Here is a 13,417-nt window from a genome sequence, read left to right as displayed (position 1 = left end):
CAGGCGATGGCGAAAAAAGACACCATCTCTGTGCAGTTGGTGCGCGAGGCGCTGCTGCAAAGCTGCACCGCCGGGGCGGCCACCGATGAGGTGCTGAGCAAGGTCGGCATCGACCCGGCATTGCTCGCCGATCCCCAGGCCCGGGTTCCGGCCCATGCCTATGCGCGGCTGTGGCGCTTGCTGGCCCGGCGTAACGATGACGAGTTCTTCGGCATGGACCCGCGCAAGCTCAAGTCCGGCAGCCTGGCGTTTTTCTGCCAGTGCGCCATGGCCCAGCCGACACTGGCGGCAGGATTGAAGGCCGGGCTGGGCTTCCTGTCGCTGATGCTTGAACACCTGCCGGCCCAGTGCACTCGCCAGCAGAGCCTGGCGGAAATCGTCTTGCTGGAAGATGACCAAGCGCCGCGTCGGGCCTTCACCTATTTCACCTACTGGATGATCGTGCACGGCGTGGCGTGCTGGCTGGCCGGGCGGCGCATTCCGATCCTGTCCGTTGAACTGCGCTGTGCCGAGCCGGATTTCTGCGATGACTACCGGGTGATGTTTTCGCAGAATCTGCGTTTTGGACGCTCCCGGACGCGGATGATCCTGGCAGCCGACTTCCTGGATCTGCCCATCCGGCGCAATGCGGACGAACTCAAGCGCTTCCTGGCCCAGGCTCCGGCCAATATCCTGGTCAAATACCGCAATCCGCAGAGCCTTGCCAGCCGTATCCGCCACGATTTGCGACAACTGCCCGCCGAACAATGGCCGGAAACCGAAGCATTGGCGCAGCAGCTGTGCGTCTCCGCGTCGACTCTGCGCCGGCGCCTGGCGGAGGAGGGCCAGACCTACCAGGGCCTCAAGGACAGCGTGCGCAAGGAGCTGGCAATTGCCTGGCTGGCCGAACCGACCATCAGCTTCGTCGAGATTGCCGCGCGCCTGGGCTTTGCCGATGCCAGTTCGTTCTACAAGGCGTTTCGCAAGTGGTCCGGGTCCAACCCGGGCCATTATCGCAGCCTGATTCTCAACGACCTGAACTGACCCCGTGAGCGGTTCGCTGGGTCAATCTCGGCGAGCCTCACCAGACGCTCATAAAACCGTCATTTTTCCTTGATAAAAGTCTGGGAGAACTGGCGAAAGCCGGATGGTCGGTCAGGGTGATTTATGCATGGGGTCGTTTGGGTCAGCGGCTGTTTCTGTTTCAAAGGTTTGTCCCCCGGCGCTATCGGGCATGATACGGATGGACGGAGCGTATGAGAGTCCTGGTCACCGGCGCTGCCGGCTTCATCGGGTTCCATACGGCCAAACGCCTGTGCAGCGACGGCCATGACGTTATCGGCATCGACAACCTCAACAGCTACTACAGCGTCGAGTTGAAAAAGGCTCGTCTCGCGCAATTGACGCCTTGCCCGAACTTCCAATTCAAGCTGCTGGACATGGCCGACAAGCAGGCGCTGATGGATGTGTTCGCCGATAACCCTTTCGACCAGGTCGTTCACCTGGCCGCCCAGGCCGGCGTGCGTTATTCGATCGACAACCCTGATATCTATGCGCGGAGTAATCTGGTGGGCTTCCTCAATCTGTTGGAAGCGTGTCGCGCCCATCGGTCGGCGCACCTGATTTTCGCCTCGAGCAGTTCGGTGTATGGGTTGAATGAGCGCATGCCCTATGCCACCACCGATCCGGTCGACCAGCCGGTGTCACTCTACGCCGCTACCAAGCGCGCCAACGAGCTGATGGCCCACGCTTACTCGCACCTCTACGGCATCCCCACGACCGGCCTGCGTTTCTTTACCGTCTATGGTCCCTGGGGACGGCCGGATATGGCCCCGTTCAAATTCACCGAGGCCATCCTCAATGGTCGAGCCATCGACGTCTATAACGACGGTGCGATGTCTCGTGACTTCACCTACATCGATGACATTGTCGAAGGCCTGGTGCGCTTGATACCGCTGCCACCCACCGATGAAAGCGGTGTGCGAAACAAGCTCTACAACATTGGTTTCGGCGCGCCGGTGACGCTGCTGCAGTTTGTCGGATGCCTCGAAGAAGCACTGGGCAGGCGCGCCGTCAAAAACTTCTTGCCGCTGCAATCGGGCGACGTGATCGATACCTGGGCGGACACCCGTGAGCTGGAAGAACGGGTGGGGTTTCGTCCGCAGGTCTCGGTGCCGGTCGGCGTGCAGTCGTTTGTCGATTGGTACCGCAACTACTATGGCGTCTAGCCTCCCTTATCGTTCAGATCCTGATTGGAACCTCATGCACGAAAACCTCTATGTGTCGGTGCTGATTCCGGCAAAAAACGAAGCCGGCAATCTCGTCCCTTTACTGGAAGAAGTCCGTGCCGCGCTAGCCGGCGAGGCCTTTGAAGTCATCGTGGTCAATGATGGCAGCACCGACGCCACCGCCGCTGAGCTGCGCGCCTTGCAAGACAGCGGTTATGGACAATTGCGCGTGCTCAGTCATGCTCGATCACTGGGGCAAAGCACTTCCATTTACCACGCCGCCAAGGTGGCGCGGGGGCACTGGCTGGCGACGCTCGACGGCGACGGTCAGAACGATCCGGCCGACTTACCGAAAATGCTGGAATTGGTCCGCGGTTCCGAAGGCCAGCCTGACGGCGTCAAGCTGGTGGCGGGGCATCGTGTCAACCGGCGGGACACGGCGAGCAAGCGTTGGGCCTCGCGATTCGCCAACAGACTGCGGTCCAGCCTACTCAAAGACCAGACACCTGACACCGGCTGCGGCATCAAGCTGATCGAGCGCGAAGCGTTCCTGCGTCTGCCGTACTTCGACCATATGCATCGCTTTATCCCCGCGTTGATCCGTCGACACAACGGGCGGATGCTGGTGCAACCGGTGAATCACCGTGAGCGAGGCGCCGGGGTTTCCAACTACGGCAACCTCGACCGGGCCCTGGTTGGGATTCTCGATCTGTTCGGGGTGTGGTGGTTGATCAAGCGCACCCGTCTGGACGTCAACGTACAGGAAATCGAGGTCTGACATGGGCAGAGAATCCTTATGGCTGGTAGTTGGGTTCGGCGGCCAGTTGGCCTTTACCGGACGTTTCGCCTTGCAATGGCTGTACAGCGAATACAAGAAGCGCAGCTTGATCCCGGTCGGCTTCTGGTACCTGAGTATCGTCGGCAGCGCTTTGCTGTTGGCCTATGCCATCTACCGTCAAGACCCGGTGTTCATTCTCGGTCAATCCTTCGGGTTCATCGTCTACCTGCGCAACCTGCAATTGATCGCCAAGCAGCATGAGCGCGCGGGCGGTGAACTGGATAGCAAGGACTGATTCGGTGCGGATACGACTGTCCAGCTCGCGTCTGGAACTGCTGGCGCTGGTGCTGTTGGCGCTGGCCCTGGTGGGAGCCGGTCTTGGCTGGCGGCAGCCGATGAATGTCGATGAGGAGCGTTTTCTTGGCGTCGCCCTGGAAATGCTGCAAGACGGCTCATGGTTCATTCCCCATCGCGCCGGGGAAATCTATGCGGACAAACCACCGCTGTTCATGTGGACCGTGGCGCTGTTCGTACAAGTGACCCAGCTGCCAAAAATTGCCTTGTACTTGCCCGCCCTTATCGCCGGCGCAGTGACGACTGGTTGCCTGTATGACCTGGGGCGCCGCTTGTGGGGCCGGCGCGTCGGGATGATCGCGGCGCTGTTGTTCCTGGCGACCTACCAGACCTACAGCATCCTGCGGACTGGACAGATCGATGGCTTTCTCGCGCTCTGGACCATCCTGGCAATCTACGGCCTGTGCCGACACCTTTTGCTGGGGCCGCACTGGCGCTGGTATTACCTGGCCTGTGGTGCGATGGGGTTGGGCGTCATCAGTAAGGGCGTGGGTTTCTTACCGGTGCTGATGCTGATTCCCTACGCCTATGCCGTGCGCAAAGGCTGGACGGGCGTGGTGGCCATGCCGGGCAAGGGCGGTGCCTGGTGGTCGGGGCTGGGGGTGGCGCTGCTCGCCATCGCGCTCTGGCTCGGGCCGTTGCTGGTGATCGTCGGGCAGGGCAGTCCTGACAGCCTGGCGTACATCCAGGAAATCCTGTTCAAGCAGACCGCCGGACGTTATGCCAATGCCTGGGAACACCGCGAGCCTTTCTGGTATTTCTTCGTCCAAGTGATCCCCAAGTACTGGTTGCCGATTCTGTTCATGCTGCCGTGGCTGGTACCGGCCTGGCGCAAACAACTGGTCAAGCACGACGGTCGCGTACTGGTCCTGCTCGGTTGGGTGGTATTGGTGCTGCTGTTTTTCAGCCTGAGCAGCGGCAAGCGCAAGTTGTACATCTTCCCGGCATTACCCGCCCTGGTGCTGGCCGTGGCGCCTCTGGTGCCCTGGTTGCTGCGCCGCTGGTTCCGCCAGCGAGCGCGAGGCCGGGCGATATTCTCGATACTGACCGTGCTGTGGTTGGGCGCCTGGTTTGCCCGTGGTTTCGCCGAGCCGCACAAGGAGGGCACCAACCCCCACGAAACGCTGATGGGTGAAGTGGCCCGGCTGACGACGCATTCGCAACTGGTGCTGGTGGGCTGGCGGGAGGGGCATTGGTTGTTCGCCCGGCAGCCCCTGGTCCATTTCGGCTTTTACAACCGCCAATCCCTGGAACAATCGGCCCGCTGGCTGCGCAGCCATCCGCAGGCCTATGCCCTGGTGCCGGGCAGGGACATGGCGAGATGTTATGACCCGCAGAAGGCGCGCCGTGTCGGGCATACCTCACGGGCCGAATGGTTCCTGGTCGGGGCCGATGCCGACAACCTGGCCTGCCAGCCTTCGACGCCGCAGAAGGTTTATTCGTTTGCCTGGAAACAACCGTTGCCGTAGCTTGCAGTAGCGCTCTTGAGGCCCACGTCAGCGAACTCGGGCCGGCGACAATTGGCCTAGGCAAGGGCTGTAGGTCTTTCGGTCGCCGGCCGTGGGATTGTTCCTTTTCTCCAAAACCGTGCGTTTTAAGCTCTATCCCATCCTGCTTCTTGTCACCTACATTGGGTCCGCCCAATCGTAGTTTCAGGAGACAGAGCATTAGGATGAATAACCCTACGGAAAAGCAGCGAAGGCATTTGTCTTCACGATCCCGACGGGCCAGCGGGCAACGTTTGAAGGCCACGCTGAAGGAATATGCCATATCTCACGCAGGCTTCTCGGAGCTGCTTCGCATCAGCCCGCAGTGCCTGGCGAATTGGTTCGCTCGCGGCATCCCCGAAACGCGTATGAAGCAATTGGCTCGCTTGCTCAGCGTGCCTGAAGTGTGGCTGGCGACAGGGGAGAGCGCCTCTTGCGTGACCGAGGCTCCCGAGAGAGCCATGAGGTAGTTGGCTGCTCGTTGGCTGCGCAGTTGAGCTTTGATGGACGTAGAGCGCAGGGGCTGGAGTGGTCTCCTGGCGCTTATATTTCTCACGCGAGTGTCGCGAGCGCACGCCTCGGGGAAACAGATGTGCCATGCGCGGCACAGATGCTCCATGGGTGCGACACCTGTCGCAGGTTGATGCAGTAATCGATTCTTCCTGTAAGCCTTATATGGCGCGGCTTACAGGTCCTTGGCGACGACTGGCACAGGGGTTGCTCTTGTCCCTCTGCGCAGCGCAATGGCTTCGCTACTAATAAGAATCAGGAGTCCCTCATGACACAGTTTGGTCTCGCCGTGCCTCCCGCCCCCCGAACCGCGCCTTTCGGCGCTCCGCTCAAGAGCCTGTTCGTCGCGTTAGCCATGACTTTGAGCACCGTGCCGGCCTGGGCGCAGGACGTGCCCGCCAACGTCGATGGCAAGCGGATTATTGCCGCCGACCAGGAGCCCGGTAACTGGATGAGCACCGGTCGTACCTACGATGAGCAACGCTACAGCCCGCTCAGCAGCATCAGCGACCAGAACGTCAACCAGCTCGGCCTGGCGTGGAGCTATAAACTCGATCTTGACCGCGGTGTCGAAGCCACGCCCATCGTGGTTGACGGCGTGATGTACACCACCGGGCCGTTTTCGGTGGTCTACGCCCTGGATGCACGCAATGGCCGGCTGATCTGGAAGTATGACCCACAGTCCGACCGCAACCGCGCCGGTGAAGCTTGCTGTGATGCGGTCAACCGGGGCGTCGCAGTGTGGAAAGGCAAAGTCTATGTGGGTGTGCTCGACGGCCGGCTGGAAGCCATCGACGCCAAGACCGGTCAGCGTGCCTGGTCGGTGGACACCCGGGACAACCATAAGCGCAGCTACACCATCACCGGCGCTCCTCGTGTGGTCAACGGCAAGGTGGTGATCGGCAACGGCGGGGCGGAATTCGGCGTGCGCGGCTATGTCACCGCCTACGATGCAGAAACCGGCAAGCAGGCCTGGCGCTTCTATACCGTACCGGGCGATCCGAAGCTGCCGCCGGAAGACAAGGCCATGGCCATCGCCGCCAAGACTTGGCACGGCGACGCATTTGTCGAGCAGGGTGGCGGTGGTACCGCCTGGGACTCCTTTGCCTTCGATCCTGATCTGAACCTGTTGTACATCGGCGTGGGTAACGGTTCGTTGTGGGACCCCAAATGGCGCAGCCAGGCCAAGGGTGACAACCTGTTCCTGTCCTCGATCGTCGCGGTCAACGCCGACACCGGCGAATACGTCTGGCATTACCAGACCACGCCGGGAGATGCCTGGGACTACACTGCGACCCAGCACATGATCCTGGCCGAACTGCCGATCGACGGGAAACCGCGCAAGGTGCTGATGCAGGCGCCGAAGAACGGTTTCTTCTATGTGATCGACCGTGCCACGGGGGAGCTGTTATCGGCCAAGGGCATCGTGCCGCAGAGCTGGACCAAGGGCATGGACATGAAGACGGGCCGGCCTATCGTGGACGACGAGAACGCCGCCTACTGGAAGGATGGTAAGCGCAAACTGGTGACGCCTGCGTTCTGGGGCGCACATGACTGGCAGCCGATGTCATTCAATCCGAACACGGGGCTGGTGTATATCCCGGCGCACATCATGTCCGCCTACTACGAGCACATCCCCGAGGCGCCGAAGCGCAACCCGTTCAAGAGCATGTATCAACTGGGTCTGCGCACCGGGATGATGCCGGAGAACGCTGATGGGCTGCTGGAAATGGCCAAGGGTTGGTCGGGCAAGCTTATCGCCTGGGACCCGGTCAAGCAGCAGCCGGCCTGGGAAGTGCCCTATGTGACGATCTTCAATGGCGGCACCTTGAGCACTGCCGGCAACCTGGTGTTCGAGGGCAGTGCCGATGGCCGGGTGATTGCCTATGCCGCTGATACCGGCAAGAAGCTCTGGGAGCAACCGGCGGCCAGCGGCGTCATGGCCGCGCCGGTTACCTACAGCGTCGACGGCGAACAATACGTGACGTTCATGGCCGGCTGGGGCGGGGCCTTCTCGACTTTTGCCGGTGCGTTGTCCCTGCGCGCCGGGGTTCGTCCGTTTTCTCAGGTACTGACCTACAAGCTGGGCGGCACCGAGAAACTCAACGAACCGGCACCGCTTGCCGAGACCCCCAAGCCGCCGCCTTTGACCGGTGACGCCGTCGCGGTGGAGGCCGGTGGCAAACTCTATGACGGCTACTGCTCCCAGTGCCACGGCATCCATGCAGTGAGCGGTGGCGTGTTGCCGGACCTGCGTAAGTTGACGACCGAAAAACACCAGATGTTCCTCGGCATTCTCTACGGCGGCCGGGTGCCCGACGGCATGCCGTCCTTTGCCGATGCCTTTACGCCGGATCAGGTGGAGCAAATCCATCAATACCTGATCAAGCGCGCCCATGACCTGCAGCAGGAAGGCGGCGTCTGGAAAACCTTCAGCGCCAAATGAACGCCGCGATGCAAGGAGCAGAGGCGCCACTGCATCGTTTTCGACACTGTCCGCGAGAGCAAACACATGACCGAAATCATTCATTACCAGAACTTCATCGCCAACGCCTTCGTTCCCAGCGAGCCGAGCATCGAAGTGCGCAACCCGGCCAACAATCAACTGCTGGCCCGCGTGCCCGAAGCCAGCGGCGAACAGGTGGAAGAGGCCATTGTCGCGGCGCGCAAGGCGCAGAAAAGCTGGGCGGCCCGTCCGGCCATCGAACGCGCAGGTTACCTGCGCAAGATCGCCAGCAAAGTGCGCGACAACGCCGAGCGACTCGCCCACGTCATCACCGCCGAACAAGGCAAAGTGCTGGGACTGGCGCGGGTGGAGGTCAACTTCACTGCGGATTACCTGGATTACATGGCCGAGTGGGCACGGCGTCTTGAAGGGGAGGTGCTGACCAGCGACCGTGCCGGCGAAAACATCTTCCTGCTACGCAAGCCCTTGGGCGTAGTGGCGGGCATTTTGCCGTGGAATTTCCCGTTCTTCCTGATCGCCCGCAAGATGGCGCCCGCGCTGGTGACCGGTAACACCATTGTGATCAAGCCCAGCGAAGAGACCCCCATCAACTGCTTTGAATTCGCTCGCCTGGTGGCCGAGACAGACCTCCCAGCCGGGGTGTTCAACGTGGTCAGCGGCACGGGGGCGACGGTAGGGCACCAGTTGACGAGTCATGCAGGCGTGGATTTGATCAGCTTCACCGGCAGCGTCGGTACCGGCTCGCGAATCATGGCCGCGGCAGCGCCGAACATCACCAAACTGAACCTGGAGCTGGGCGGCAAGGCGCCGGCGATCGTACTCGCAGACGCCGACCTTGAACTGGCGGTCAAGGCTGTTACTGCATCACGGGTGATCAACACCGGGCAAGTATGCAATTGCGCCGAACGGGTGTACGTCGAACGCAAGGTCGCCGATCAGTTCATCGAGCAGATTGCTGCGTCGATGGCCGCGACCCGGTACGGCGACCCGCTGGCCGAAGATGACCTGGAAATGGGGCCGCTGATCAACCAGGCCGCGTTGGACAAAGTCGCGCAGATGGTCAGGACCGCCACAGGGCAGGGTGCTGAAGTGGTCACGGGCGGGGCGGTAGCGGACAAGGGCGCAGGCTTTCACTACCAGCCGACTGTATTGGCCGGTTGCGGCAGCGACATGGCGATCATGCGCCAGGAAATCTTCGGCCCGGTGCTGCCGATCCAGATTGTGGACGACCTTGACGAAGCCATCGTCCTGGCCAATGACAGCGAGTACGGCCTGACCTCTTCGGTGTATACCCGCAGCCTGAGCGCGGCCATGCGCGCCAGTAATGAACTGGATTTCGGCGAAACCTACATCAATCGGGAGAACTTTGAAGCGATGCAGGGCTTCCATGCGGGGGCGCGCAAATCCGGCATTGGCGGCGCGGACGGCAAGCACGGCTTGTATGAATACACTCATACCCACGTGGTTTACATTCAAATCTGATTCAAAGCCTGAGCCTTGAAAAATGCCGGTGCCCACGATGGGTACCGGCATTTTCATTTGCCGTGCGCCCCGCTATCAGGACTGGTGGTTGGGCGCGACGACACCGTGTTTTTTCATCTTGCGGTACAACGTCGAGCGCGAGATACCCAGGTCCGTCGCGGCGGCGCTGATGTTCCAGCGGTGGCGGCGCAGCGTGTCCAGCAGGCGGCGGGACTCCTCACCGTCCAGGTGTGCTTCCAGATGGCCGGTCTGCGCCGTGACGCAGATCGACCGTGATGCCCTTTGCGGTGCCAGCAATTCGTTGGGCAAGCAACCCATACCAATCACGCCATCTTCGGCCAGCGCCACCGCGTAACGCAGGCTATTGAGCAATTGACGAATGTTGCCGGGCCAAGGGTAGTCAAGCAGGCATCGGCGGGCATCGGCGTCAAGCCGTAACCCTGCGGCGCCGGGCTGCGCCGCGAGCAGCGCGTCGATCAGCTCGGCTCGATCAGTGCGCTCGCGTAAGGCCGGCAACGTCAGGTTCATGCCGGCCAGGCGGTAGAACAAGTCTTCGCGAAAGTGCTTGTCGCGGATCATGCTATGCAGATCCTGGTGAGTGGCCGAGATCACTTGAACATCCAGTGTCACCGGCGCCTCGGCCCCCAGCGGCGAAATTTCTCGCTCCGCCAGCACTCGCAGCAAGCGGGTTTGCAGGTGGGCGGGCATGTCGCCGATCTCATCGAGAAACAACGTCCCGCCGTTCGCCTGTTCCAGTTTGCCTTTCATGCCTTTTCGGTTGGCTCCCGTGAAGCTGCCGGCGCGATAGCCGAACAGTTCGCTCTCGATCAACGTCTCCGGGATCGCCGCGCAGTTCAGCGCCACGAAAGGCCCTGCGCGGCGTTGGCTTGCATGGTGGATCGCACGGGCAAACGCCTCCTTGCCGGTGCCGGTCTCACCGGTGATCAGGATCGGGATACCCTTGTCGATCACCTTGCGCACACGCTGGGTGTTTTGCTGCAGCCGGGCATCCAGGCCGGCGAGTTGGTGCAAATCCGGATGAGCTTGAAGCGCGGGACGGGCGACGGGGAACGGGCGGTGCCGTTCAGAAGGAATGCGCAGGCCGACATCCAGCACAGATTCGTGCCGAGGGCTGCGCAGCCGCACGCCCCGAGCGCCACCGTCGGTGAGCTGGAGCAGTTCGTCCACTGTGGTCGAAAGCAGGCGTTCGATGGCGACGCCGATCAACGTTGGCTCGTCGGCCACGTCCAGGGCGACAAACGCGGCCCGGTTGGCCCCGATGACGCGCCCGCTTTCATCCAGGGCGAGCAATTGTTCGTTGCCCAGGTCGGCAATTTCATCGATGGGTACGAGAGACAGGGTCAAACGGTCGCGGTAGCTCTGGCGAAAATGTGCATTCTCGATCATGCGCGCGTACATGATTACCAGTTGCAGAGTGAGGTATTGGCTTTCCCGAGGACCGTCGCTGTTCATGCAGGTCGCATTCAGGCAACCGCGCAACAGGCCTTGGGCATCAAAGATGGGCGCTACCGAGCAGCTCAGGCGGGAGTTGACGGCCAGGAAATGCTCGTCACGATGGATGATCAGTGGCTGCGTTGCCGCAAGCGTGGTGCCGATGCCGTTGGTGCCCACCACCGACTCATCCCATCTCGCGCCTACCACCAGACCTGACTGGGTGTACGCTTCGTGCCGGCTAGGCAATTGGGCATCCAGGGTAATGCCGTATTCGTCGCTCAACAGGACAGCGAAGCCAGCCGGCACCACGCGCCGCGCCAGGCCACTGACGCCCTGACTAGCGATAGAAAGGTATTGCTGATGTTGTTGCTGATGGCGCCGAATGTCCGGGGCGCTGAGGATGTTCTTGCGGCTGGCCGCGCCAGGATCGAGCCGGTGCTCAACGACGCTACGATACCAGGACTGAGCAATCACCCCGTCCGGCCTGATCCCGCGCCCGGAAAAGTGATCGTTGACGAACGCTGCGAGTTCGCTGGGAGTTGCCTGCATGCTATGCGAGGTCATGAAATGCTCCAATCAGGCGTGAAGTCCGCAAGTGCCATCGCTGCGACTTGTTGTTGGGCGCAGGGCGCATCTGCAACTGTCTACCATAGTCGTTGGTGCAGGATTTTTCAGCCTTGACACAACAAGTCTCAATCTTGTGCTCAGCAGAGCACGATAGGGCGCGCATCGATTTTCAAGATCATTGTCGATTGATAACTGTAGCCGCTCGTTCTCGTTTGAGCTGCTTTGCGTGTCCATCCGATCCTTCCGTTCTCCGCCGGTTAGGGGCTGGACAAAGCTCCTTTATAAGTACCCTGATAGCGCTGAGCTTGCCGTTGCCCCAAGAAGTCGGTACCCCGCGTGATAGAACTGACCGCCTGAGTCGATCAAAAAAATTCCAAGCGAGGCTTGACCGAGGAGAACGATCGTTCTACATTGGCTCCATGGATCGAGCGGGAATGTCCAGTTGTCTTGGTAATTCACTGCTGATACTAATCAAAAGCACAATAATCATGGCGCGCGCGATGGGTAACTATAGTGCGACGCAAAATAAGTCGCGCAATTGCCAGCTGATTGCTAAAAGAAAGTCGTACTGGTTTGCTGGGTTCCGAAAGCGTTAAATTAACCGTCACATCCAATAGTCCTGGAGGCATCACCATGTCCAATGCACAAACTCGTCCGCCACTTCCTCCTTTCACTCGTGAAACGGCGATCGAGAAAGTCCGACTCGCTGAAGATGGCTGGAACAGCCGCGATCCCGAAAAAGTATCGCTTGCCTATACGCTGGACACCAAATGGCGTAACCGAGCGGAATTTGCTACCAATCGCGAAGAAGCCAAAGGTTTCCTGACTCGCAAATGGAAAAAAGAGCTTGATTATCGCCTGATCAAAGAGCTCTGGGCCTTTACCGACAACCGCATCGCTGTTCGTTACGCATACGAGTGGCATGATGATTCAGGTAACTGGTTCCGCTCTTACGGTAACGAAAACTGGGAATTCGAAGCGGATGGCCTGATGCACCGTCGCTTCGCCTGCGTGAACGACATGCCCATCAAGGAGAGCGAACGCAAGTTCCATTGGCCGCTGGGACGTCGCCCGGATGATCATCCAAGCCTGTCTGACCTCGGTCTGTAAATATCTCTACCGACCTGAGCCTTTCGTTGAAAGGCTCAGGTCTTTTTTTTGAGCCTGGCGCTATAAATAGTTCCTTTATCAAAAGTCCTCCTGACCCGTAACCGCACGCAATCCCTCCAAAGTTTTATCCTCCAACTCTTGGCCGGTCTTATCCGGCTCTTCCACCTGCCAACGATCCTCACTGTCTGCTTCGCGAAAGGTCTGGCGGTCACAGCTTTTCCAGCCATGAGTCTATTACTGAAGTTCTCTGACAATATTTGATATTTGCTTCACCAGATCCACGCATGAGGCTGCAAAGGATTCATGAAGGGTCTGAGGGCTGCCGACTCAAGCAGGCATGACAGCAGGGCACGGTGGCCTGAATAGAGGATTCAAGGTAAGGGTCTGGCTTCTGACTTTGCGTTTAAGCCAAGGTGAGAGTGACAGAAGTGCAACGTTGGATGATGTGCTCTCGTTGCTCCGTGTCGCAGGCGGGAACTCGCGATGAAGATTTTTGGCAGTCAGCCGCTGGCAATTCCTGGTTTTGGATACGGCCTGAGTAAATGCACTTCCGTGCAATTAGTGCCGCAGTAGTGGCGGGAAGCGCGCTGTAGGGGCGCAAATAGAGAAGGGTGATTTTTCAAAAAGGGTCAGGGGACGGCGGGTGTTTGAGCCCCCGTCCCTGGCGCAGAGCGATCGAGCGCCAGATGTGCGGACGGGAGAGGAGTCAATTGGTACAGCCGGTACCTATGACGTGGTATTCCATGGTGTGCCGGTCGCCCTTGGAGTCGTCGTAAGTCATCTGCACCGGCACTACATCGCAGACATCTGGTATCTGAGTAATCGACACAACGTGGGCGATGTCCAGGTGTTGAGAGTAACGATAGGGCTCGACCGTAATGTGCGCAGTCTGTGTATCCAGCTCATCAGCCATAGCGACAGCGCCAAGGCTGCCTAGGAATAAAACGAGTAACAGTTTCATAGTGATCACCTGTAATGAGGGCGTGAGAAGGCCAAAGCA

General features: G+C 60.1%; 10 protein-coding genes. 8 read left to right on the top strand and 2 right to left on the bottom strand.

Going from position 1 to position 13,417, the window contains the following annotated elements:
- Positions 1 to 6: 6 nt before the first annotated feature.
- From ACLEJQ_RS03105 to aldA, 7 genes are all read left to right on the top strand, one after another.
- Complete coding sequence (locus ACLEJQ_RS03105) at positions 7 to 1,023, top strand: AraC family transcriptional regulator (protein WP_440792129.1); 1,017 nt, start codon at positions 7 to 9, stop codon at positions 1,021 to 1,023.
- Positions 1,024 to 1,235: 212 nt separating this feature from the next.
- On the top strand, positions 1,236 to 2,207 hold the full coding sequence (locus ACLEJQ_RS03100; protein WP_440792067.1) for an NAD-dependent epimerase: 972 nt from the start codon (positions 1,236 to 1,238) through the stop codon (positions 2,205 to 2,207).
- A gap of 34 nt (positions 2,208 to 2,241) precedes the next feature.
- Positions 2,242 to 2,985: a glycosyltransferase family 2 protein gene (locus ACLEJQ_RS03095; protein ID WP_440792065.1), complete on the top strand. Its 744-nt coding sequence runs from the start codon at positions 2,242 to 2,244 to the stop codon at positions 2,983 to 2,985.
- Between the two features lies 1 nt (position 2,986).
- Positions 2,987 to 3,280, top strand: a complete 294-nt coding sequence (locus tag ACLEJQ_RS03090; protein ID WP_440792063.1) for a lipid-A-disaccharide synthase N-terminal domain-containing protein — start codon at positions 2,987 to 2,989, stop codon at positions 3,278 to 3,280.
- Positions 3,243 to 4,808, top strand: a complete 1,566-nt coding sequence (locus ACLEJQ_RS03085; RefSeq protein WP_440792062.1) for an ArnT family glycosyltransferase — start codon at positions 3,243 to 3,245, stop codon at positions 4,806 to 4,808. Before ACLEJQ_RS03090 ends, ACLEJQ_RS03085 begins: the two co-directional genes overlap by 38 nt.
- A 796-nt stretch (positions 4,809 to 5,604) precedes the next feature.
- A complete protein-coding gene (locus tag ACLEJQ_RS03080; protein ID WP_440792060.1) occupies positions 5,605 to 7,782 on the top strand; it encodes a PQQ-dependent dehydrogenase, methanol/ethanol family in 2,178 nt (725 codons plus the stop codon).
- A 66-nt stretch (positions 7,783 to 7,848) separates the two neighbouring features.
- Positions 7,849 to 9,285 carry an aldehyde dehydrogenase gene (gene aldA, locus ACLEJQ_RS03075; RefSeq protein WP_440792058.1) on the top strand — a complete coding sequence of 479 codons (1,437 nt, stop codon included), beginning with the start codon at positions 7,849 to 7,851 and terminating at the stop codon, positions 9,283 to 9,285.
- Between the two features lie 75 nt (positions 9,286 to 9,360).
- On the opposite strand, the gene ACLEJQ_RS03070 is transcribed toward aldA, so the two are convergent.
- Positions 9,361 to 11,304, bottom strand: coding sequence for a sigma-54-dependent Fis family transcriptional regulator (locus ACLEJQ_RS03070; protein WP_440792056.1), 1,944 nt, complete (start codon positions 11,302 to 11,304; stop codon positions 9,361 to 9,363).
- A 636-nt stretch (positions 11,305 to 11,940) separates the two neighbouring features.
- On the opposite strand from ACLEJQ_RS03070, the gene ACLEJQ_RS03065 reads away from it, so the two are divergent.
- Entirely contained in the window at positions 11,941 to 12,417 is a 477-nt protein-coding gene (locus tag ACLEJQ_RS03065; RefSeq protein WP_024777265.1) for a nuclear transport factor 2 family protein, read from the top strand.
- Positions 12,418 to 13,123: 706 nt separating this feature from the next.
- Here the strand turns inward: ACLEJQ_RS03065 and ACLEJQ_RS03060 are convergent.
- Entirely contained in the window at positions 13,124 to 13,378 is a 255-nt protein-coding gene (locus ACLEJQ_RS03060) for a DUF2790 domain-containing protein (protein ID WP_440792054.1), read from the bottom strand.
- Between the last annotated feature and the right edge of the window lie 39 nt (positions 13,379 to 13,417).

Source organism: Pseudomonas sp. SMV71 (assembly GCF_052042015.1).
Classification (GTDB): Bacteria; Pseudomonadota; Gammaproteobacteria; order Pseudomonadales; family Pseudomonadaceae; genus Aquipseudomonas.
Note: the sequence above shows the minus strand (reverse complement) of the source record. Positions and strands in the feature narration are given on the sequence as shown.